Annotated in this window: 20 protein-coding genes; 7 read left to right on the top strand and 13 right to left on the bottom strand. The window is 59.8% G+C overall.

Annotated elements, in window-relative coordinates:
- The first annotated feature begins 79 nt into the window (after positions 1-79).
- The 4 genes from purC to ypfH all read left to right on the top strand — a co-directional run bounded on the left by purC (position 80) and on the right by ypfH (position 4,745).
- Complete coding sequence (purC, locus tag SSARUM_RS17420; protein WP_033635498.1) at positions 80-793, top strand: phosphoribosylaminoimidazolesuccinocarboxamide synthase; 714 nt, start codon at positions 80-82, stop codon at positions 791-793.
- A gap of 209 nt (positions 794-1,002) precedes the next feature.
- Positions 1,003-1,866 carry a KPN_02809 family neutral zinc metallopeptidase gene (gene ypfJ / locus SSARUM_RS17415; protein ID WP_033635497.1) on the top strand — a complete coding sequence of 288 codons (864 nt, stop codon included), beginning with the start codon at positions 1,003-1,005 and terminating at the stop codon, positions 1,864-1,866.
- Positions 1,867-1,946: 80 nt separating this feature from the next.
- Positions 1,947-3,935, top strand: coding sequence for a tRNA(Met) cytidine acetyltransferase TmcA (locus tag SSARUM_RS17410; protein WP_269473529.1), 1,989 nt, complete (start codon positions 1,947-1,949; stop codon positions 3,933-3,935).
- Between the two features lie 120 nt (positions 3,936-4,055).
- Complete coding sequence (gene ypfH, locus SSARUM_RS17405; RefSeq protein WP_060419966.1) at positions 4,056-4,745, top strand: esterase; 690 nt, start codon at positions 4,056-4,058, stop codon at positions 4,743-4,745.
- A gap of 30 nt (positions 4,746-4,775) precedes the next feature.
- On the opposite strand, the gene SSARUM_RS17400 is transcribed toward ypfH, so the two are convergent.
- The 6 genes from SSARUM_RS17400 to SSARUM_RS17375 form a co-directional block, all read right to left on the bottom strand.
- Positions 4,776-4,961 carry a YpfN family protein gene (locus SSARUM_RS17400; RefSeq protein WP_004941720.1) on the bottom strand — a complete coding sequence of 62 codons (186 nt, stop codon included), beginning with the start codon at positions 4,959-4,961 and terminating at the stop codon, positions 4,776-4,778.
- 2 nt (positions 4,962-4,963) lie between these two features.
- On the bottom strand, positions 4,964-5,638 hold the full coding sequence (locus tag SSARUM_RS17395) for a M15 family metallopeptidase (RefSeq protein ID WP_033648808.1): 675 nt from the start codon (positions 5,636-5,638) through the stop codon (positions 4,964-4,966).
- The gene (gene dapE, locus SSARUM_RS17390; RefSeq protein WP_033648807.1) at positions 5,635-6,762 is read right to left on the bottom strand and encodes a succinyl-diaminopimelate desuccinylase; all 1,128 of its coding nucleotides are present in this window, start codon (positions 6,760-6,762) and stop codon (positions 5,635-5,637) included. Before dapE ends, SSARUM_RS17395 begins: the two co-directional genes overlap by 4 nt.
- Positions 6,759-7,145: an ArsC family reductase gene (locus tag SSARUM_RS17385; RefSeq protein ID WP_033648806.1), complete on the bottom strand. Its 387-nt coding sequence runs from the start codon at positions 7,143-7,145 to the stop codon at positions 6,759-6,761. The genes dapE and SSARUM_RS17385 overlap by 4 nt, the downstream gene beginning before the upstream one ends.
- 254 nt (positions 7,146-7,399) lie before the next feature.
- On the bottom strand, positions 7,400-7,951 hold the full coding sequence (locus SSARUM_RS17380; protein ID WP_033648805.1) for a LuxR C-terminal-related transcriptional regulator: 552 nt from the start codon (positions 7,949-7,951) through the stop codon (positions 7,400-7,402).
- 532 nt (positions 7,952-8,483) lie between these two features.
- Entirely contained in the window at positions 8,484-8,915 is a 432-nt protein-coding gene (locus SSARUM_RS17375) for a GNAT family N-acetyltransferase (protein WP_043147804.1), read from the bottom strand.
- Positions 8,916-9,199: 284 nt separating this feature from the next.
- On the opposite strand from SSARUM_RS17375, the gene ypfM reads away from it, so the two are divergent.
- Positions 9,200-9,259 (top strand): protein YpfM, encoded by a 60-nt coding sequence (ypfM, locus tag SSARUM_RS24600; protein ID WP_100396732.1) that lies wholly within the window; start codon positions 9,200-9,202, stop codon positions 9,257-9,259.
- Positions 9,260-9,385: 126 nt separating this feature from the next.
- Here ypfM and acrD read toward each other — a convergent pair whose 3' ends face one another.
- Complete coding sequence (gene acrD / locus SSARUM_RS17370) at positions 9,386-12,523, bottom strand: multidrug efflux RND transporter permease AcrD (protein WP_033635489.1); 3,138 nt, start codon at positions 12,521-12,523, stop codon at positions 9,386-9,388.
- Between the two features lie 293 nt (positions 12,524-12,816).
- On the opposite strand from acrD, the gene SSARUM_RS17365 reads away from it, so the two are divergent.
- Positions 12,817-13,095, top strand: coding sequence for a winged helix-turn-helix domain-containing protein (locus SSARUM_RS17365; protein WP_004941750.1), 279 nt, complete (start codon positions 12,817-12,819; stop codon positions 13,093-13,095).
- 32 nt (positions 13,096-13,127) lie between these two features.
- On the opposite strand, the gene SSARUM_RS17360 is transcribed toward SSARUM_RS17365, so the two are convergent.
- The 3 genes from SSARUM_RS17360 to SSARUM_RS17350 all read right to left on the bottom strand — a co-directional run bounded on the left by SSARUM_RS17360 (position 13,128) and on the right by SSARUM_RS17350 (position 17,505).
- A complete protein-coding gene (locus SSARUM_RS17360; RefSeq protein ID WP_033635488.1) occupies positions 13,128-13,760 on the bottom strand; it encodes a response regulator in 633 nt (210 codons plus the stop codon).
- A 161-nt stretch (positions 13,761-13,921) separates the two neighbouring features.
- Complete coding sequence (narQ, locus tag SSARUM_RS17355) at positions 13,922-15,598, bottom strand: nitrate/nitrite two-component system sensor histidine kinase NarQ (protein ID WP_039568403.1); 1,677 nt, start codon at positions 15,596-15,598, stop codon at positions 13,922-13,924.
- 260 nt (positions 15,599-15,858) lie between these two features.
- On the bottom strand, positions 15,859-17,505 hold the full coding sequence (locus SSARUM_RS17350; protein WP_125460803.1) for a M60 family metallopeptidase: 1,647 nt from the start codon (positions 17,503-17,505) through the stop codon (positions 15,859-15,861).
- Between the two features lie 234 nt (positions 17,506-17,739).
- Here SSARUM_RS17350 and nudK point away from each other — a divergent pair, with 234 nt between their 5' ends.
- Entirely contained in the window at positions 17,740-18,315 is a 576-nt protein-coding gene (gene nudK, locus SSARUM_RS17345; protein ID WP_033635486.1) for a GDP-mannose pyrophosphatase NudK, read from the top strand.
- A 50-nt stretch (positions 18,316-18,365) separates the two neighbouring features.
- Here nudK and tkt read toward each other — a convergent pair whose 3' ends face one another.
- From tkt to cbp21, 3 genes are all read right to left on the bottom strand, one after another.
- Positions 18,366-20,360, bottom strand: a complete 1,995-nt coding sequence (tkt, locus tag SSARUM_RS17340; RefSeq protein ID WP_033632127.1) for a transketolase — start codon at positions 20,358-20,360, stop codon at positions 18,366-18,368.
- A gap of 18 nt (positions 20,361-20,378) precedes the next feature.
- On the bottom strand, positions 20,379-21,329 hold the full coding sequence (gene tal / locus SSARUM_RS17335; RefSeq protein WP_049195466.1) for a transaldolase: 951 nt from the start codon (positions 21,327-21,329) through the stop codon (positions 20,379-20,381).
- 257 nt (positions 21,330-21,586) lie between these two features.
- Positions 21,587-22,180: a chitin-binding protein/chitosanase CBP21 gene (cbp21, locus tag SSARUM_RS17330; RefSeq protein ID WP_033635482.1), complete on the bottom strand. Its 594-nt coding sequence runs from the start codon at positions 22,178-22,180 to the stop codon at positions 21,587-21,589.
- Positions 22,181-22,483 lie beyond the last annotated feature (303 nt).

Genomic DNA, 22,483 nt, shown 5'->3' with positions numbered 1-22,483 from the left:
TTCATTAGGTCAATTCTATACCCCCTAATTTCGGGCCGCGCTCGGGAGACATCGGGGATACATCACTGGAGTAAGTAAGATGCAAAAGCTAGCTGAGCTGTATCGCGGAAAGGCAAAAACCGTTTACACCACCGAGAATCCCGATCTGTTGGTGTTGGAGTTCCGCAACGATACGTCAGCACTGGATGGTCAGCGCATTGAGCAGTTCGATCGCAAAGGCATGGTGAACAACAAGTTCAACCATTTCATCATGAGCAAACTGGAAGAAGCCGGCATCCCGACCCAGATGGAGCGTCTGCTGTCCGACAACGAAGTGCTGGTGAAAAAGCTGGACATGGTGCCGGTGGAATGCGTGATCCGCAACCGCGCCGCCGGTTCGCTGGTGAAGCGTCTGGGCATCGAAGAAGGCCTGGTGCTGAACCCGCCGCTGTTCGATCTGTTCCTGAAAAACGACGCCATGCACGATCCGATGGTCAACGAATCCTACTGCGAAACCTTCGGCTGGGTGAGCAAAGCGCATCTGGCGCGCATGCGTGAGCTGAGCTACCGCGCCAACGACGTGTTGACCCAGCTGTTCGACGACGCTGGCCTGATCCTGGTCGACTTCAAGCTGGAGTTCGGCCTGTTCAACGGCGAAGTGGTGCTGGGCGATGAGTTCTCGCCGGACGGCAGCCGCCTGTGGGACAAAAACACCCTGGACAAGATGGACAAAGACCGTTTCCGTCAAAGCCTGGGCGGCCTGATCGAAGCCTATGAAGAAGTGGCGCGCCGCATCGGCGTGAAGCTCGACTAAGCGTCGGCACCGCCATTCGGGGCGATCCGGCCGGATCGTCCCGCTATTCTGCGTTTTTCCAGAAAATTTCTACATTTCCTCTGCGGCAGACCATTTATAATAATGGATGCGAGATGACTAAAACCTATCCCACTCAGGCTTGAAGCTGCCTTTGTGCTTACCATCGCGGCGCAACTTCAACGAGCAGGGGAAATATCTGGAGTATATTTATGCGTTGGCAAGGGCGTCGGGAAAGTGACAATGTTGAGGATCGTCGCGGGCAATCTTCAGGTTTGGGCGGCGGCGGCTTCCGCGTGCCGGTGCGCGGCAAGGGCGGCATCGTCATTCTGGTGGTGGTGCTGGTGGCCGGCTATTACGGCATCGATCTGTCGCCGCTATTGAACGGCGGTAACGTTGCGCCGCAGGGGCAACAACAGAGCGCCAACATCAGTCCGAAAGATGATGAGCTGGCCAAATTCACCTCGGTGGTGCTGGCCTCGACCGAGGACAACTGGAAAGAGATTTTCCAGCGCATGGGCAAAACCTACCAACCGCCGAAGCTGGTGATGTATCGCGGCGTGACGCGCACCAGCTGCGGCACCGGTCAGGCGGCAATGGGGCCGTTCTACTGCCCGGGTGACAGAACGGTGTATATCGATCTGTCTTTCTATCAGGACATGAAAACCAAGCTGGGCGCCGGCGGTGATTTCGCTCAGGCCTATGTGGTGGCGCACGAAGTCGGCCACCACGTGCAGAACCTGTTGGGCATCGAGCCCAAGGTGCGCCAGATGCAGCAGGGCGCCAGCCAGGCGGAAGTGAACCGTCTGTCGGTGAAAATGGAGCTGCAGGCGGACTGTTTCGCCGGGGTGTGGGGCAAATACGCCGAGAAGCAGCAGATGCTGGAAGAGGGCGATCTGCAGGCGGCGCTGAATGCCGCGCAGGCGATTGGCGACGATCGGTTGCAGCAGCAGAGTCAGGGTCGCGTTGTGCCGGACAGCTTCACTCACGGCACCTCGCAGCAGCGCTACACCTGGTTTAAGCAGGGCTTCGACAGCGGCGATCCCAATACCTGCAACACCTTTGCATCCCGTTAACGCCTCAAGTGCCGGAGCCTGACTCCGGCATTTTTTTCGGATTGAGATACAGCCTTATGTTACAGGCAGCGCAACAACTCATGCGACGGCAGGGCATCCGGCGCCTGCTGGTGCTCAGCGGTGAACCCGGCTGGTGCCGCGAACAGGCACAGCGGCTGGCGGCGACGCTGCCGGGCGACTGGCCGTGGGTGGGGGAAAACCCGCCGCCCGGCCTGACGGCGTTGGCGAGCGGCGCGGTGCGCCAACTGCTGGGGCAGGAACGGCTGCACGCGGTGTTCGACGCCGGCCAATCGCTGGACGTGGAGGCATTGGCGGCGCTGTGCGGCGCACTGCGCGCCGGCAGCTGGCTGCTGCTGCTGACGCCGCCCTGGCGGCAATGGCCTCAGCTGCCGGACGGCGACAGCCTGCGCTGGAGCGATTGCCCACAGCCGATCACCACCCCGCATTTCATTCACCATCTGCAGCAGCACCTGGCCGACGACCGAGAAGTGACGATCTGGCGGCAGGATGAGCCTCTGACGCTGGCCGCGCTGCCGGCGCGTGAGGGTTGGCTGCCGCCGGATGGCCGACCGACCGGGGAGCAACAGGCGATCTTGACGGCGCTGCTGCAGGCCGAATCCGGCGTGTGGGTGCTGACCGCCGCCCGCGGCCGCGGCAAATCGACGCTGGCCGGCATGCTGGTGGCGCAGTCGCCGCTGACCTGTTGGATCACCGGGCCGAGCCGCGCCGCCACGGAGGTAGCCGGGGAATGGGCGCAGGGGCGCGCGCAGTTTTGGGCGCCTGATGCCTTGCTGGCGCAGTGTCGGGAGGGGGACGTCGGCGCCGTGGGCTGGCTGCTGGTGGATGAAGCGGCGGCGATCCCCGCGCCGCTGTTGCAGCAGCTGATCGGTTATTTCCCGCGCGTGCTGCTGACCACCACGGTGCAGGGGTATGAGGGCACCGGCCGCGGTTTTCTGCTGAAGTTTTGCGCTGGGCTGCCGTCTTATCAGGCGTTGAGCCTGCAACAGCCGATGCGCTGGGCACAGGGCGATGCGCTGGAACGGGTCACGGACAATGCGCTGTTGTTCAATGAGCTGCCCGCCTGGCCGGCGGATGGCCAGGCGATCGATTACAGCCAGGCAGAGCAGCGTGAGCTGTGCGCCGATCCGCAGCGGCTGGCGCGTTTCTACGCCCTGCTGAGCAGCGCGCATTACCGCACCTCGCCGCTGGACTTGCGCAGGCTGATGGATGCGCCCGGCATGCATTACGGGCTGGCGCAGGCCGGGCCAGAGGTGGTCGGCGCCGTGTGGCTGGTGGACGAAGGCGGCTTGAGCGCCGAGTTGGCGCACGATGTGTGGGCCGGCCGCCGTCGGCCGCGCGGCAACCTGGTGGCGCAGTCGCTGGCGGCGCACGGCGGCCAATGGTGGGCGCCGACGCTGCGTTCAAGGCGCATTACCCGCATCGCGACGCTGCCGGCGCTGCGGCGGCAGGGTATCGCGCGTCAGCTGATCGAACGGCAACGCCGCCAGGCGCAGGGGCTGGATTTCCTGTCGGTCAGCTTCGGCTATACCGAGCCGCTGTGGCGCTTTTGGCAATCCTGCGGTTTCGAGCTGGTGCGCATCGGCAGCAAGCCGGAGGCCAGCAGCGGCTGCTATACCGCGATGGCTATTTTACCCTTGAGCGAGCAAGGGGAGGCACTGCGGCACGCGGCGCACAAGCATCTGGCGCGCGACTGGCCCTGGTTGCGGCAGCGCATCGAGCTCGCGCTGGCGATCCCGGGCGACGACGGCGATACGTCGCTCGGCGAAGAGGACTGGCGCGAGCTGGCCGGGTTCGCTTTCGCCCATCGGCCGCTGGAGGCCAGCCTGGGGGCATTGCAGCGTTTGCTGTTGGCCAGCAATTTGCCGCTGCCCGCGCTGCGCGGCCATCTGCAGCGGCGGCAATCCCCTGCGGCCTGCGCGGAGCAGGCGGGCGTCAGCGGCCAGAAAGCCTTGCTGCGCCACTGGCGGCACGAAACGGCGCAGGCGCTGGAACAGCTGAATGCGCAGCACTGCCGCTACTGGCGCGACTGGGCGCAGTCGTTGCAATAAATTGAACAACTCGCTCAATAAAACCCGATTTTCCCGCTTTCTCAACGGCGTATAGTCACTGTCAGCGGTGCGGCGGCGACTGTCCTCGCACCAGGTTTGGTTACTATTAAGGAGTCATCGATGAAACATGAGCATTTCGTTGTCCAAAGCCCGGCGACCCCGGCGGCGCAGCTGATCTTGCTGTTTCACGGTGTCGGCGACAACCCGGTGGCGATGGGGGAGATCGGCAGCTACTTCGCCAAAGAGTTTCCTCAGGCGCAGGTGGTGAGCATCGGTGGCCCCGAAGCGTTTGGCAACGGCGTCGGGCGCCAGTGGTTTTCGGTGCAGGACGTGACCGAAGAGAACCGCGCGGCCCGTATTGCAGACGTGATGCCGCAGTTTGTGGCGGTGGTGCGCCATTGGCAGCAGCTGAGCGGCGTGGGCTATGCCGGCACGGCGCTGGTGGGGTTCTCGCAAGGGGCCATTATGGCGCTGGAAGCGTTGAAAGCGGAAACCCGGCTGGCCGGGCGCGTGGTGGCGTTCAGCGGGCGTTTCGCCCAGCTGCCTGAGCAGGCTTTCGGCGACAGCGTGGTGCATTTGATCCACGGTGCAGAGGACGCGGTGATCGCGGTGCAACACGCTCACGCGGCGGCGGAAGCGCTTCGGGCCGGCGGCGCCGATTTCACGCTGGACGTAGAGGAAAACGTCGGGCACGCGATCAACCAGGGCATGATGAACGCCGCGCTGGAAAGGCTGCATTATTATGTGCCGCAGCGCTACTGGGACGAGGCATTGTCCGGCAAGCGCGGCGAGCTGATCGCCTTTCGCTAAAAACTCAGGGCGCCGATAAGCGCCCTGGTGTCATTTCTTTTTCGGCCAGTCGTCTTCGTCATCCCACTGGGCATTATTGTCGCGGTGCGGCGGTATCTCCGGCTTGTTGGCCAGATAGCTTTTCACGTCGACGCGGCGCAGTTCCTTGATGCCGCTGACGACCATTCCCACCAGAACCAGCAGGATAATCCACCAGTAATCAGCTAACCATTGCATAGCTACTCCTTTACTTCACTGCGTATAAAACGCGAAAAAATCGAGGGCAGATGGCGTTCGAGCCATTCGGCACCGGCGACCTCCTTGTCTTGCCAGGCCGCCAGCAACAGCGCCGGGGTCAGCAAGCGTTCGGCCTCTTGCGCCAGCGGCCGGTAGCTCAGATGCCACGGCTCTACCGCCACGCCACCGCTGTCTTCGGTAAAGGGGCGGTAGAAACCGAACTCGGCCATATGTGCCGTCAGCCACTGGTTGAGCGGCGCAAAGTAACCGCCTTCTTCATATTCCCACGGCTCCAGCTGCAGCTTTTTCCCTTCCGGCAGCAGCGACGGATCGTACACATCCAGATCGCTGCCCCAGTGATGGCGGCTGGCGCCCGGCAGAGCCGACCAGCGCAGGATCGCCTCACAGCGCTCAGCGGCGGGCAGCGGCGCGACGTCGATCGGGCGGCTGTCCTTATCTAATACTGGCCGCTGGCCGCAGAATTTGCCATTCCAGATCGCCAACTGCCGGTCGAAATCGCGGAAGGTGCTGGCGGGTTGGAGATCGAATCCCGCCTCACGCGCGGCCTGCTGCATCGCCAAGAAGGCGTTGACCGCCTGCGGCTGCAGCCGATGGTTCCCGCTCAGCGGCGCCAGGTGTTCGGTTGAGCGGCCGGTGAGCATCTCTGCGTTGATCATGCGACCAATTGCTCCATGATGCGTTGATACATGCGGCTCAGCAGCTGCAGATCTGCGGCGTTGACGCATTCGTTGACCTTGTGGATGGTGGCGTTGACCGGCCCCAGCTCCACCACCTGCGCGCCCATCTGCGCGATGAAGCGGCCGTCGGAGGTGCCGCCGGTGGTCAGCAACTGCGGCGTCAGTTCAGAATAGTGCTCGACGGCGTTGACCACCGCATCCACCAGCGCGCCGCGCGAGGTGAGGAACGGTTGGCCGGACAGCCGCCACTCGATGCTGTAGTTCAGCTGGTGGCGTTCAAGCAGCTCTTCCACGCGCTGCTTGATCATCGCATCGGTCAGCTCGGTGCTGAAACGGAAGTTGAACTGCACATAAAGATCGCCCGGGATCACGTTGTTGCTGCCGGTGCCGGCCTGCACGTTGGCGATCTGCATGCTGGTCGGCGGGAAGAACTCGTTGCCGCGATCCCATTCGATCGCCACCAGTTCATTCAGCGCCGGCATGGCGCGGTGCACCGGGTTGTCCGCCAGGTGCGGATAGGCGACGTGCCCCTGTACGCCGTGGATATGCAGGTTGGCGGTGATGGAGCCGCGTCGGCCGTTTTTCACCACGTCGCCGACGCGCTCGGTGCTGGACGGCTCGCCGACCAGGCAGTAATCCAGCCGCTCGTTGCGCGCCATCAGCGCTTCGACCACCTTAACCGTGCCGTGGGTGGCGCTGGCCTCTTCATCCGAGGTGATCAGGAATGCCAGGCGGCCCCGGTGATCCGGGTTGGCGGCGACAAATCGCTCGGCGGCCACCACCATTGCGGCCAATGAACCTTTCATGTCCGCCGCGCCGCGGCCATACAGCATGCCGTCGCGGATCGCCGGTTCAAACGGCGGGTTGTCCCAACGCTTTTCATCGCCGGTTGGCACCACGTCGGTGTGCCCGGCAAACGCCAGGGTTTGCCCTTCGCCGCGCCAGGCCCAGAAATTCTGGGTGTCTTCGAAGTCCATCGCTTCGACGGTGAAGCCGATTGCCTGCAGACGATCGATCATCAGCTGCTGGCAGCCTTCGTCATTCGGGCTGAGGGAAGGGCGCTTGATCAGCTGCTGGGCCAGTTCGATAACCGGGCAAGTCATACGGCGACCTCGGCGATAAATTGCTGGTAAGCGTCGGCGTTAAAACCGAGCAGGGCGCGGCCGTTGCCGTCGTCCAGCAGCGGGCGTTTAATGATTGCCGGCTGCGCCAGCATCAGCGCGATGGCGGCGTCGGCGTTATCGCAGGCGTTGCGCTGCGCTTCATCCAGCTTGCGCCAGGTGGTGCCGCGGGTATTGAGCAGCGGCTCCCAACCCAGTTGCGCGACGAAACCGCGCAGCTGCTGTTCGGTCAGGCCGTCGGCGCGGTAGTCGTGAAAATGATAGGCCACGCCCTGATCTTCCAGCCAGCGGCGGGCTTTCTTGATGGTGTCGCAGTTTTTGATGCCGTACATCGTCAGCGTTGTCTGTTGCGGTTTGTTTGCCATGGCGTAAAGCTACCTGTCTCGTCGAGTCGATACTGGGCGGCGGGCGCGGTCTTAGGCCTTCTCGCCGCCCGGCGATAGCAGAGATAATGCCAGTAAAGCGGCGGCGAGATCCAGACAACGATGCGCGCGAGATGCGATTGAGCACCAGGGAGAGAGGTTGGCAATGTGGTTGAACGGCAGACTTCGCCGACGGTGCTTGTAAAAGACGTCGGCGAACGCGTTCAGCCGCCAATGCGGATCTGGGCTCAGAGGAACTATTCTTTATTAATTTTTATATTTAAACGATCGGTTAAACACCGTACGCGGGTAATATGCAACAGCGGTTTTATTCTGCTGGCGCCAAGCTTTTTCATGATTCTCGATTTGTAATGATTGGCGGTTTTGTTTCTTATATTCATAGCGTTGCTGATATCGGTCAGCGATTTTCCCGTCGACCACTCCGACAGGAAAAGGGACTCGCGCCGGGAGAGCTGCGGCGGCTCGGTATAGTGACTGTAGCGCGTATATAAATCGCCGATCAGGTGGCTGAAACGGCTTAAAGATATAAGGTTTGATAATATAATGGTCTTATTGTCGACAATCACCATCTCATGCGGGCAGTCGGTAATAATGACTATTTTGTAGGTTTTGGGGTTGGCATATTCATCGCGGTAACGCGCTTCAAAATTGGCGAGGGTGACATCGATAAAGCAGACCCTTCTGCGGTTAAAGTCGGCTGGCGTGTTTTTTTCTGACCATGTTTGATTTATCAGTTGTCTGATACCGATAATGGTATAGGTACATTCGCTGAAAATATCGATCTTCATATTATTATAATCCTTTATTTTTTATTCCCGGTGGCGACGGTTATCTTAAAGTATAAAAATAGAAATAATCGAAATAATTAAATGTTGAATTATTTCCGATGATGAATCTCAACATTTACCTATACCGCTGGTTTAGTCAGTTTGTTTTTTATTTGATTGATAGTAAAGAGATAAATAGGATTAATAAAAAGTGCCGCAAGAGGGGTAGAGGTTTTTAAATAGATGTCAGCTATCAATCAAGGAGAATTAAAAGGAAATATCATAGATTATTCCTATCGTAAATTAATATTCGATCGTTTTTACCGATCTTTTGGTTCGTGATATCTTTGTAAGAGGTCTAATGACTAAGAAATATCTCTGACAGGAAGTTCAAACGTTTTCTCATTCATGGTTGTAGAGGTGAATAATAGTGAAAATAAAAAGTTAAAAGAGAGTGTGTATTTTTTTCTGGGGCGTTTTGGCTAAGCGTTTTATCTGTCTCAAGCATATCGTCAGCTGTATTCTTCTGAGAAAAGTATTTTGATCAAGATGATCAGCGGATATAACCGCCGTTTTGCAACCGTTGCAGTGAGGCGCCGTCCGCATACACCATGCCGGTGGTCAAATCATGAAAGCCGTACTTTTTATAGAAGGCCAGTTTTTCCGGCACGGAATAGATGAAAATCTTGCCGAGCGGCGCCAAATCTTGCATCACCCGATCCATCAACCGGCGCCCCAGCCCTTGCCCCTGAAAGCGCGGATCGATCGCCACGTCGGCCAGATAAGCGACCGAGGTCAGGTCGCTGATGGCGTGCGCGGTGGCGATCAGCTCGTTGCCGATAAACCCCCAATAGCAAAACTGACTGTGTTGGTAAACGCGCCGCAGGGTGTGCGGATCGCGCTTGCCCAGCCCGGCGGCCTCCAGCAATTCACACAGCCGCTGCCAGTCGATGGCGCGGCGGTTCGGGTCGGTGATAATTTCCATCGTTTTCCTCTAACCAATAAGACTGAGGTCGGCGGCATAGTGCCGAATGGCGCGCTGATACCCGCGGATGTCGGCGCTCCATTGTCGTATTTTTATACCTTTTACACGCTACCGCGGAGAAATTGATATCACAAGGGAATAGCAGCACTGAGTATTGATCAGATAAATACGAAAATGTGCGCTAAGCCCGGTTTCCGGGCCCGGCATCGTTCCCGTTTCCCTTCACATGGTCAAAAAACAGGCGTAGAATCCGCTTCGTCAAATAATTGAGGTTGTAAAGTATTATGGTTGATCGTGAATTAGGAAACTGGAAAGACTTCATTGATGAGATGTTGGGCAACTGACACAGCGTTGAAGCAGATGGCAAGGTTGAGTCATTGGAAAGTCACTGAAACACCTTGGGAACGAGATTATCGTTCGAAATAAAGCAGCATCGGTAACCCGACGCTGCTTTTTTTATGCCCAGGCTATCACTCCCCGGCGGCCGTCGTATTGCCTGCCGGATGCGCTTTGCCCGGGAAGCGGCGGCGCACCAGCACGAAGAACAGCGGCACGAAGAAAATCGCTAGCAGGGTGGCGGAGATCATGCCGCCCATCACCCCGGTGCCGACCGCATGCTGGCTGCCGGAACCGGCGCCGCTGCTGGTGGCCATCGGCAGCACGCCGAAGATGAACGCCAGCGAAGTCATCAGGATCGGCCGCAGACGCATGCGTGATGCGTCGAGCGTCGCGGACATCAGATCCTGCCCTTTGTGGTTCAGCTCGTTGGCGAATTCGACGATCAGAATGGCGTTTTTCGCCGACAGCCCAATGATGGTCAACAGGCCGACCTGGAAATAAACGTCGTTCTCCAGGCCGCGCAGCCAGGTGGCGGCGACCGCGCCGATCACCCCCAGCGGCACCACCAGCATCACCGAGAACGGTATCGACCAGCTTTCATACAGCGCCGCCAGGCACAGGAACACCACCAGCAGCGAGATGGCGTACAGCGCCGGCGCCTGCGAGCCGGACAAGCGTTCCTGGTAGGAGAGCGCCGTCCATTCCAGCCCGAAGCCGGTCGGTAACTGGCTGACCAGTTTTTCCATTTCCGCCATGGCGGTGCCGGTGCTGACGCCGTTGGCCGCCTCGCCGACGATTTCCAGCGCCGAGTTGCCGTTATAGCGTTCCAGCCGCGGCGAGCCGTATTCCCAGTGTGAACTGGCGAAGGCCGAGAACGGCACCATGCCGCCCGCGCTGTTGCGCACATACCATTTGTTGATGTCTTCCGGCAGCATGCGGAACGGCGCGGCGGCCTGCACGTAAACTCTCTTCACCCGGCCGCGATCGACGAAGTCGTTGACGTAGGTCGAACCCCAGGCGGTAGAGAGGGTATTGTTGATGTCGTCGATAGATACGCCCAGCGCCTGCGCCTTGCGCTGATCGATATCGATCTGCAGCTGCGGGCTGTCGTCCAGGCCGTTGTGGCGCACGCGCGACAGCAGCGGATTTTGCGCCGCCAGCTGTAACAGTTGGTCGCGAGCCGCCATTAGTTTGGCGTGCCCCAACCCGGCGTGATCTTCCAGTTCCATGTCGAAGCCGGAGGAGTTGCCGAGGCCGGTGATCGCCGGCGGGCTGCTGGCGATCACCCGCGCTTCGTTAATCTTGTTGAATGCCAGCGTGGCGCGATCGATGATGTCGAACGAGCTGTTGGCGCCCGAGGTGCGCAGATCCCAGTCTTTCAGCCGAACGAACAGACGCGCCACGTTTTGGCCGTTGCCCCCCGGCCCGGAGCCGATGATGGCGAACACCGACAACACGTCCTGTTTCTCTTCGGTGAGGAAATACTGCTCGACCTTTTCCACCACTTTAGAGGTTTGCTGCAGGGTCGAGCCCGCCGGCAGCTGTACCTGTACGGTGAAGATGCCGCGGTCTTCCTGCGGCAGGAACGAGGTCGGCAGCTTGATGAACAGCAGCGCCATGCCGCCGAGCAACAGCAGATAAATCACCATGTAGCGGCCGCTGGCGTGCAGAATGCGCCCCACGCCGCGCTCATAGCGTTCGGCGTTGCGGTTGAACATGCGGTTGAACCAGCCGAAGAAGCCGCGCTTGCCGTGATGGTGCCCCTTGGCGATCGGTTTGAGCAGCGTGGCGCACAGGGCCGGGGTCAGGATCATCGCCACCAGCACCGACAACACCATGGCGGAAACGATGGTGATGGAGAACTGGCGATAGATGGCGCCGGTGGTGCCGCCGAAGAACGCCATCGGCACGAACACCGCCGACAGCACCAGGGCGATGCCGACCAGCGCGCTCTGAATTTGCCCCATGGATTTGCGCGTGGCTTCACGCGGCGGCAGGCCTTCTTCGCTCATCACGCGTTCGACGTTTTCCACTACCACGATGGCGTCGTCCACCAGCAGGCCGATCGCCAGCACCATGGCGAACATGGTAAGGGTATTGATGCTGAAGCCGCAGGCGGAAAGGATGGCGAAGGTGCCCAGCAGCACCACCGGCACGGCGATGGTGGGGATCAGCGTGGCGCGGAAGTTCTGCAGGAACAGATACATCACCAGGAACACCAGCAGGATGGCTTCCAGCAGCGTTTTCACCACGTCCTTGATCGAGGCTTTGACGAAGGGGGTGGTTTCATAGGCCACTTTGGCCTCCAGCCCGTGCGGGAAGTATTGCGACAGCTCGGCGATCTTGTCCTTCACCAGTTGGTCGGTCTGCAGTTCGTTGGCGCCGGAGGCCAGCTTGATGTTCATGCCCGCGGCCTGCATGCCGTTGTAGCGGCTGAGGTAGTTGTAGTTTTCGCCGCCCAGTTCGACGGTGGCGACGTTGCCCAGCGTCACCAGCGAACCGTCCTGATTGACCCGCAGGGTGATTTGGCGGAACTGTTCCGGCGTCTGAAGCTGCGACTGGGCGTTAATGGTGGCGTTCAGCGCCTGCTTATCGACCGATGGTGTGCCGCCCAACTGGCCGACCGCGACCTGGGCGTTCTGCGACTGAATGGCGCTGACCACATCCTGGGTGGTCAACTGATAGCTGTTGAGCTTGTTGGGATCGAGCCAGATGCGCATGGCGTATTGCGAGCCGTACACGTCCATGCTGCCGACCCCGTTGATGCGGCTGAGCGGATCCTGCAGGTTGGAGACGATGTAATCGGCGATGTCCTGCCTGTCCATGCTGCCATCGGTGGAGACGAACGCCACCATCATCAGCGTGGTGTCGCCGGATTTCGAGACCGTCACCCCCTGATTTTGCACCGCCTGCGGCAGGCGTTTGATCGCGGCCTGCAGCTGGTTTTGCACCTGCTGCATCGCCTCGTTGGGATCGGTGCCGGCTTCGAACGTCAAGGTCACGGTCGCCTGGCCGGTATTGGTGCTCTGCGACGACATGTACATCATGTTGTCGAGGCCGGTCATATTCTGTTCAATGATTTGGGTAACGGTGTTTTCCAGCGTTTGCGCCGAAGCACCTGGGTAAGTTGCGCTGATGCGCACGTTCGGCGGCGCCAAATTCGGGTATTGTTCTACCGGTAAAGAAAAAATCGCCAACGCTCCGGTCAGGCAAAGAATAATTGCCAGCACCCAGGCGAAAATCGGGCGATCAATAAAAAAATTGGCCATGCAGCGCGAACCTCGTTATGACTTGTTCTATCTTTAAAACGCATCGGAAATATGCATTTCAGCGGCAGGGAAGGATTCCGGCGCTATTGCACTTTACTCGGGATAGCCGAGGAAAGCGTGGAGAAAAAAAGGAGATAGTGTAAATAACGGTAGCGGAAAACGGCGCGGGCGTATCGGCGTCGGTAATTGTACGCTATTAAGACATTTTTATTACTATCAAAGGCCTTGCGCATTTTTTCGCCGCAGGGAATCGAAAAGTAAAAACTGGCCTCACCTTACAGCAGGAGCTTGGCATGGGAATTAACCCGGTATTTGCCCGTCGGCTTTATTTATGCTGGCTGATCAGCCACAGTGAGCGGCCCAATGTGCCGCGGTTGATGGCGCTGACCGGCTGGCCGCGCCGTACGTTGCAGGATGTGCTGAAGGCGCTGCCCGGCATGGGCGTCGAGCTGCAGTTCGTGCAGCAGGGCGTGCGCAACAACGACGGTTTCTATCAGTTGGAAAGCTGGGGGCCGTTCAACAAGAGCTGGGTGCACCAGCATCATCAGGCGCTGCTCAGCGCCATCGAGTAAGCGGCCCCGGCGGATCGGCCGGGGCGGGGCGATCAGTGGCTTTTGTACTCCAGGTACATCACCGTCGCCGCCACGCGAGAACGCACGTCCAGCTTGCGCAGTATGTTGCGGATGTGCACCTTCACGGTTTCTTCAGAGATATGCAACTGCGCCGCCACCTGCTTGTTGGACAGGCCGCGCGCCACCTCTTGCAGGACGTCCAGTTCGCGTTCGGTCAAGGCGGCGAAGGGGTCGCGCTGCTCGCTGCGCGCCAGCAAATAGTCGGCCATGGCGTCGCTGATCACGTTCTGGCCCTCGGCGGCGGCGCTGATGTGCTCCAGCAGTTGTTCGGGTTCGCTGTCTTTCAGCAGATAGCCGTCGGCGCCGGCGTCGATAAGCGCATACAGATCGCTGCGCGCGTCGGAGACCGTCAGCACGATGATGCGCGCGTCCACGCCTTCGTCGCGCAGGGCCCGCAGCGTATCCAGCCCCGACATGCCCTTCATGTTCAGATCCAACAAGATCACGTCCGGAGCGTGCTGCAGCGCCAGCGCAACCGCCTCGCTGCCGTTGCCGGCCTCTGCCACCACGCCAAATCGCGCATCCAGTCCCAGCAGTTGTTTGATGCCGCGCCGCATCAACGGATGATCGTCAACGATCATGACTCGGTATTGCTTCATCACCATGAAATATGCTCCCTGTAGCAAGTAAAGCCACTCAAACGCGCCCGGAGGCGTGCTTCACAGTGGGACTGTCTCTTCAAAAATAGCGGCATTCTGCACCGCAAACCTCCCCGGGCGGCCTTCAGGCCGGCGGCAACCGTAACGCAGAGTGAACAGCCGCAAGGTCAGGGCGAGAATGTCAGGCAGACCGCCGTGCCGCCGCCGCTTCTGCGCCGGATGCGCAGCGTTCCTCCCAGTCGCGCCGCGCGTTCGCTCATGATGGTCAAGCCGTAATGCCCTTCCGGTTCTTCCAGACTGGCGATGCCGCAACCGTCGTCGGTAATGCTGAATACGTTGTCGCCAGCGGCGTTGACCTCGCAACATACCGCGATCTCGTTCGCTCCGGCGTGCTTGATGGCATTGAGCACCGCCTCGCGCACGATCTGCAGTGCGTGCACCTGCTGCTGGGCGTTGAGCGCCTGCGAGGGCAGCCGACAGTGTAACTGAATCCGCGCGGGGGTTAGCGCCTTTAATGGCTGCAACAGTTGCTCCAGCGCGGCATTCAGATCCGCCTCCTGAATGTTGAGGCGGAAGGTGGCCAGCAATTCTCTCAGCTGGCGATAGGCATCGGCCAGCGTGCGCTCGAAATCGTCGATAATCGCCTGCGCCGCCGGATCGTCGGCGGCGCGCCGGAGCAGCGTCAGCTGGATGCGCAGGAACGACAGCGTCTGCGCCAGCGAATCGTGCAGCTCGCGTGCGATGGTTCCACGTTCTTCCATCAACAGCAGATATTGGTGCTGCTTTTGCGCCCGGTTGAAGTAGACGCCGCGCCCCAGCATGTTGGCCAGGCTCTGCATCAGGTGAGGATGCGGCGGCTGCGCTTCGGGCTGCCATCGCAACTCGCCCAGCAGTTTATCGCCTTGGGTGATCGGCAGCGCGCTCCAGGTTTGCGCCGGCGCCGGCTCTCCTTCGTTCAGTTGCCACTGGCCATGATCGTCCGCCACGTTCAACCGGATGCAGCGCAGTCGTTCGCTTTGGCGCACGATGCGCAGCGCATTTTCGAACGCCTGCTGATCGATCTGACGCACGCTCAGCGCCTGCGAGCAGCGATAGAGCACCTCCAGCGTGTCGTTGGCCTGCTGCAGGCGCTGGGTCTTTTCCTGCACTTTCAGCTCCAGCGACTGATAGAGGCGGGCCAGCTCGTCAGACATGGCGCTGAAAGTTTGCGACAGCACGCCGAGCTCGTTCGGCAGCGCCACGTCCAGCTGCGGATGGCGAAAGTCGCGCTGTTGCACGCGCTGGCTGGCGTCGACCAGATGCTGCAGCGGCGTGACCACCTGGCGGCGCATAAAGCGGATGCAGAACAGCACCAGACCGATGATGGCGGCGTAGCCCAGTACGCTGACGGCGGCCACCAGGGTGAGTTTCAACTCGGAATAACGCTGCAGAGCGGAAACGAAATGATCGACGCGGTTGACGTAGCCGGCGACCTCAGCCCGGTAGGCGGCCGCCTGCCCGTCGCGGATCTGCCGCTCCATCGTTTGCCATGTTCGTTGCAGCGCCAGATAGTGGTTGCGCACCTCGGCCGGGACGTAAAAGCGCGCCAGCTTTTGCAACGCGGGCGCCTGCAAAGATTGCCGATACTGCTGCAGGTGCAGCTCCAACTCCGGGCTCTGCCGCTCGAGATCGAAGGCCAAGCGGTAGCTTTGCATGCGCAGCGAACCGGCGATGTTGATCGCCTCGGCATCGCTCTGGCTGCCGGCGACGGTCGTCAACGCCAACCCGGTGGCGAGCACCGACAGTATCACGATGCCGAACAGCGCTCTGGCCAGGCTGCCGGTCACGGAACGTTTAACAAGCAATCACGGAATCCTTTTCTCTCAGGTGAGGCGCTTCGCCAGTTTCATTCGAAAGCAAAACTATAACTTTTGCAACTAAATTGCACCGCGATTTGTATCAAGTTGTCAACAAAACGGGAACAATTGTCGTTGTGTAATCAAATGAATAGCGAAATGCCCGCCGATGTTCAGCGGCGGGCCGGTTTTCTCTGAAGATTTGCCTTTAGCGCGGATGAAATCAGGCAGAAGGCCCCCTGTTTCTGGGGGCGCTTTATTGCCGCGCTTCAGGGCGTCGGCAGATTCATCGCGGCCACCTGCTTCGCTGCGTGGTCGCTGAAGCGCAGCCCCCAGCGGGTGAAGTACTCGCGCAGATCCTGCCCCGCCTCCCGGCTGTAGACGACCACGCTGAAGTCGATGACCTTCTGCGGCGTGCCGAAAACGTATTTATACTTATCCTGCATGGTGTTACCCGGCGCAGCGAAAGTCTGCTTCAGCCGTTCCTGATTAATCCGCGGGAAGAAGGATTCATCATAAGCGTGCAACAGATGGGTAAAAAACCCCAGCGCGACATCATGCTGCTTTTTCGGGAATTCGTCATAGCGCACTTCTGATGCGAGGAACTTACGCACCGCATCCCGATCCCACTCCTTGTCGGCGCCCAGTTTGCAGGTTGGGCCATAGTCGAAATCGTTGCGTTCCGACAACAGGCGGCAAGCCAGTACCGAATAACGGTTGACCTGCACTTCGGGGAATACGTTGTATTCCCACTGCGGTTCGTTCTCATGCCCCAGTTCGTGCCAGAGTCCCCAGTGGGCGGCGTTGGCGCGGGTGGTCTTGTCGGCGAAGAAACCGACGTTGACCGCGCCCTCGCGGTATTCGGCGCTGCAGCATTTGCTGTAGTTGAGGAACAGGGAACCCTGTGATGCCGTGAACATCTCGTGGGTGCCGTCCATGCCGTTCACCGCTTCATACAGCGCGGCGATGCTGAGGCTTTCCCCCAGCGATTTATTGATGATCTCCTGCGTTTTGTCGGTGATTTTCTTCGGTACGAAGTGATTGGATTTACCGTCATACAACACGGCGCCGCCCAGGATGCCGGCGCCGGCCTTCTGTTGCTCCCAGTCGCCTTGCGTATTCTGACCGAGAATGTGCAGGTTGCTGTCGCCACCGCCGCTCACCTCTAACCGGACAAATTCGCCGTTTTGCTGTTTTTGCGGATGGCTGCAGCCTAAGGCCAGGACGCCGGTTTGCGCGAAGGTATAAGTGGTCTCCTTGTTGGCATCAAGCTTTCGTTTGTTCGAGTAGATGTTGTCAACGTTATCGAAACGGGCGCTGGTCGCCGCAAAACATGAGCTGCCTGCCGGAATAGTTCCGGCCTTTATCGTGACGCTGTCGCCCTGATTCCCAAGCGTGCGGGTGTAGAAGAAAATTCCGCGCGCCATGCTGCCATACAAGGAGTTGTACCAACTGGCGGCGTGAACGATCGGCAGCCGGTAGACATTTGGCGTGTCTGACGGGTACATCTGCATGGTGCGTTTGAGCCAATACAGCGGCGTGCGGGCATCTTGCGAGTCCGCCAGCGCCTGTTCGGCATCCTGATTCAGCGCATCCAGGCTGGTGCCGATGTAACGCAGCGCATCGTTGAATCCCTCCTGCTCGGCATAGGCTTGCCACCAGGGAGTCTCCTGGGCGGCACACTGGCCGAGGTTTTGCCAGGGTTCGCCGACCCAACCGGCTACGCCGGGGATATGGTGTTTTTCTGCCCACCATTTATTGGCGAACAGCGTATTGTCCTTTATGACCTGCGTGCCTTTGATGGCGTAGGTTTTAGCCGCCCATTCCGGCACGTTGGCGCAGTCCGCCGCCTGAGCGCCGGCGCTGGCCATCAATAAAAGGCTTAATGGTAACAAGCAGCGATGAGTCAGTTTCACGTTGGTTTTCCCTAAAGAGGCGTTGAAAAATAAAATAGGCGCGTGTTATTAGGATGATGTGGCGCTATCCCTTATGGTTTTTTTTCAGGGTTTCCGCTACTTAGATGTGCTTACTTTAAGATGATTTCAGGTCGGGCCGCCGCCGGGGCCGATGATGTTTTGTTGCAAATCGTCTGCCGCGGCGCGGCGTAATCGCGGTATGATCTTCAGGTTGCAACTCAAGGAAAAAGGGTCATGTCGTCGAAAATTGAGAATGTGAAGAAAGAGCTGCTGTCGGACAACTGGTATGTGCTGCATAAGTATACGTTCGATCTGAAACGCAAAAACGGCGGTTCGGTGCAACAGATGCGCGAGGTCTACGATCGCGGCAACGGCGCCACCATTTTGCTGTACAACCGCGCCAAGGGCACGGTGGTGCTGACCAACCAGTTCCGCATGCCGACCTATGTCAACGGCAACGAGAGCGGCATGCTGCTCGAGGCCTGCGCCGGCCTGCTGGACGCCGATTCTCCGGAGCAGTGCGCGCGCCGCGAAGCGGTGGAAGAGACCGGTTTTCAGGTGGGCGAGGTCAAGAAAATCTTCGAAGCCTACATGTCGCCGGGCGGCGTGACCGAGATCGTGCACTTCTTTATCGCCGAATACCATGACGATGAGCGGCGTGCGGCCGGCGGCGGCATTGAAGATGAAGATATTGAAGTGATCGAACTGCCGTTCAGCGAAGCGGTGGCGATGATCGCCGACGGCCGCATTAAAGACGGCAAGACCATCATGCTGCTGCAGTATTTGCAGATCCATCGGGTGATGGCATAAAAAAAGCCGGTCACGATGACCGGCTTTCTTATTGGCTGGCGCCAGGCCGCTTACTTCAGCAGCGCCTGCGCCTTGGCCACCACGTTGTCCACGGTGAAGCCGAACTCGGCGAACAGCTGCTCCGCCGGCGCCGACTCACCGAAGGTGGTCATGCCCACGATGGCGCCGTTCAGCCCCACGTACTTGTACCAGTAGTCCGCGATACCCGCTTCCACCGCCACGCGCGCCGTCACCGCCGCCGGCAGCACCGACTCGCGGTACGCCGCATCCTGCTTGTCGAACGCGTCCGTCGACGGCATCGACACCACGCGCACCTTGCGGCCCGCCGCAGTCAGCTTGTCCGCCGCTTCCACCGTGATGCCCACTTCGGAGCCGGTGGCAATCAGGATAACGTCCGGCGTGCCCGCGCAGTCTTTCAGCACGTAGCCGCCGCGGTACACGTTCGCCAGCTGCTCTGCGGTGCGTGGCTGCTGGGTCAGGTTCTGGCGCGAGAACACCAGCGTGGTCGGGCCGTCGTTGCGCTCGATGCCGTACTGCCACGCCACCGCCGATTCCACCTGGTCGCACGGGCGCCAGGTACTCATGTTCGGGGTCACGCGCAGGCTTGCCAGCTGCTCCACCGGCTGGTGGGTCGGGCCGTCTTCGCCCAGACCGATGGAGTCGTGGGTGTAGACGAACACGTTGCGCAGCTTCATCAGCGCCGCCATGCGCACCGCGTTGCGGGCGTATTCCACGAACATCAGGAAAGTCGCCGAGTACGGCAGGAAGCCGCCGTGCAGCGCGATGCCGTTGGTGATGGCGGTCATGCCGAACTCGCGCACGCCGTAATGAATGTAGTTGCCCGCCGGGTCAACGTTCAGCGCTTTCGAGCCTGACCACATGGTCAGGTTGCTCGGCGCCAGGTCGGCGGAGCCGCCCAGGAACTCCGGCAGCACCTTGCCGAACGCTTCCAGCGCGTTCTGCGACGCCTTGCGGCTGGCGATGTTGGCCGGGTTGGCCTGCAGTTTTTCCACGAACGCCTTGGCGTCGGCTTTCCAGTCGGCCGGCAGCTCGCCGTTCATGCGGCGCTTGAACTCGGCGGCCAGCTCCGGGAAGGCCCTGGCGTAGGCGGCGAATTTGTCGTTCCAGGCCGCTTCTTTGGCCTGACCGGCTTCCTTGGCGTCCCACTGGGCGTAGATGTCCTGCGGGATTTCAAAGGCGGCGTATTTCCAGCCCAGCGCTTCGCGGGTGGCGGCCACTTCGGCGGCGCCCAGCGCGGCGCCGTGCACGTCATGGGTGCCGGCCTTGTTCGGCGAACCGAAGCCGATAACGGTCTTGCACATCAGCAGCGACGGCTTGTCGGTCACCTTGCGGGCTTCTTCAATCGCGGCCTTGATGGCGTCCGGGTTGTGGCCGTCGACGTTGCGCACCACGTGCCAGCCGTAGGCTTCGAAGCGCAGGGCGGTGTCGTCGGTGAACCAGCCGTCGACGTGGCCGTCGATGGAGATGCCGTTGTCATCGTAGAAAGCGGTCAGCTTGCCGAGCTTGAGGGTACCGGCCAGAGAGCAGACTTCGTGCGAGATGCCTTCCATCATGCAGCCGTCGCCCATGAAGGCGTAGGTGTGGTGGTCAACGATGTCGTGGCCCGGGCGGTTGAACTGCGCGGCCAGGGTGCGTTCGGCGATGGCGAAGCCGACGGCGTTGGCGATGCCCTGGCCCAGCGGGCCGGTGGTGGTCTCAACGCCCGGGGTGTAGCCGTACTCCGGGTGCCCTGGGGTTTTGGAGTGCAGCTGACGGAAGTTTTCCAGCTCGCGCATCGGCAGGTCGTAGCCGGTGAGGTGCAGGAGGCTGTAAATCAACATGGAGCCGTGGCCGTTGGAGAGCACGAAACGGTCGCGGTCAGCCCAGTGCGGGTTAGTCGGGTTGTGGTTGAGGTAGTCACGCCACAGGACTTCGGCGATGTCCGCCATGCCCATAGGGGCACCCGGGTGGCCGGAATTGGCTTTTTGTACGGCGTCCATGCTGAGTGCGCGGATGGCGTTGGCAAGCTCTTTACGAGAAGACATAACGAAACTCCAGTGCGGTTACAGTTGAGCGGCCAACATGTCTTCCAGCTTCTGCTGGTCGACGGCGAACAGGCGAATGCCTTCGGCGAGTTTTTCCACCGCCATGGCGTCCTGGTTGTGCAGCCAGCGGAACTCCGCTTCGGCCAGCGGGGCCGGTTGGTGGAAGCCCTCGGTGGACGGGGTCAGCTTGCGCTCGACCGGCCGGTCACTGTTTTTCAGCTGTTCCAAAAGGTTCGGCGCGATGGTCAGGCGATCGCAGCCGGCCAGCGCCAGGATCTGCTCAACCTTGCGGAAGCTGGCGCCCATGATCACCGTCTGGTAACGATGACGCTTGTAGTATTCATAGATGGTGCGCACCGATTTCACGCCCGGATCCTGCTCGGCGTCGTAGTTGGCGGCAGGCTGTTTGGCCTGATACCAGTCATAGATGCGGCCGACGAACGGCGAGATCAGATACACGCCGGCTTCGGCGCAGGCGCGGGCCTGGGCGAAGGAGAACAGCAGCGTCAGGTTGGTGTTGATGCCTTCTTTTTCCAGCTCCTCGGCGGCTTTGATGCCTTCCCAGGTGGAAGCCAGTTTGATCAGGATGCGCGATTTGTCGATGCCCTGTTCTTGATACATGGCGATCAGCTTGCGCGCTTTGGCGACGCACATGCCGCGATCGAACGACAGGCGGGCGTCCACTTCGGTGGAGATGCGGCCCGGCACGCTTTTGAGGATCTCGACGCCGATATTGACCGCCAGCTTATCGCTGGCGTTGATCAGCTGGGTTTCCTTGCTGCCGCCCTGGCGGCGGGCATAGTCCAGTGCTTCGGTGATCAGCGCCTTGTACTGCGGCAGCGCGGCGGCTTTCAGGATCAGCGAAGGGTTGGTGGTAGCGTCCTGGGGTTCGAACTGGCGGATGGATTCGATATCGCCGCTGTCGGCGACCACCGTGGTCAGCTGCTTGAGTGCGTCTAATTGATTCATTGATAAGCTCCTTGACCAAGCTCAACGTAGGGAAATGAGAACCTTTTTCATCATAGGGGGAACACACTGCATCATCGGGTCGGGAATGAAAATGCGCTTTTTCTGATTGTTGCGATGGATAATAACAATGAATGCCGAGTAAACCCAGGCGGGGCGCGGTTTACGGCGGGAGAGGCGAGGGGGGCGGTGGCGCGAGAGCCAAAAAAAGAAGGGTTCAGCGCCAGGCTGAACCCTCAAAGATGGCCTCATTTGGCCGATTATTTGCTCAGGTTGACGTCGATCGCCTGATAGAAGGCGTTGGCGGTGTCGGCTATATCCCACACGGCAAGGATCACGTGCGAACCGCTGCGATCTGCCGGTATATTGCATTGGTGGGTAACCTGTGCGGCAGGGATGGCGCCGCCGTCGTTGAACTGGCAGAACGGCGTCAGATCAAAGGAGGCGCGGGTCAGCGGCTGCGAAGCGTCCCAGTTCGGCTTGGTGATGAAATAGCGCCAGCTGGTGGTGCTGTGACGCGCGGTCAGCTTCCAGGTAAAGGAGTTCGGGCCGGTTTTCAGGTTGAGCTTGTTCCAGCGCGTCGGCGTTTGCTGATCCAGTTCGAAGAAGGTGGACTTGTCGGCGCTGGCGATGTGGCCGTCAGCCGGGCCGGCCTGCGGGAAGCCTTTCAGGCCTTCGACGCTCTGCGGTTCATACTGCACGCTGCCGCACTGGGTGTTGAGCTGCAGTTTGCACTGATAAGCGCGGCTGGCCGGCGATTCGACATAACCGTGAGCATTCGCCTGTTGCGAAACGCCGAACATGGCTGCGCTCAGCAGGCCCAGAGAGAATAGGGTACGGGAAGTTTTGTTCATAAGTCACTCCTGACTGAAATTATGTTGTAAGTTGAGCGTATTTCACCGACAAAATGAGAGGCTAATAACGTAATTGGAAATAACCCTTCTTGTCGGCTTGTTTTATTTTTATCATTCTGGTCGTGCGACAGAGCGGAATGTTTTAACGGCTATTAACGAAAAATATTATGATGACGATCTTTGATCGTTAGGCTGAATTTATTTAACTGTCACAATGCAAAAATAGAGCGCTATGATGAATTTTATATCAGGTCGTGATGAATAGTATTTAAGATAGCGCTCTCATTTATGAAGTATATTGCT

Origin of the sequence: Serratia sarumanii, assembly GCF_029962605.1 — a bacterium.
GTDB classification, from domain to species: Bacteria; Pseudomonadota; Gammaproteobacteria; order Enterobacterales; family Enterobacteriaceae; genus Serratia; species Serratia sarumanii.
This window is presented reverse-complemented; position numbering and strand designations above follow the sequence as displayed.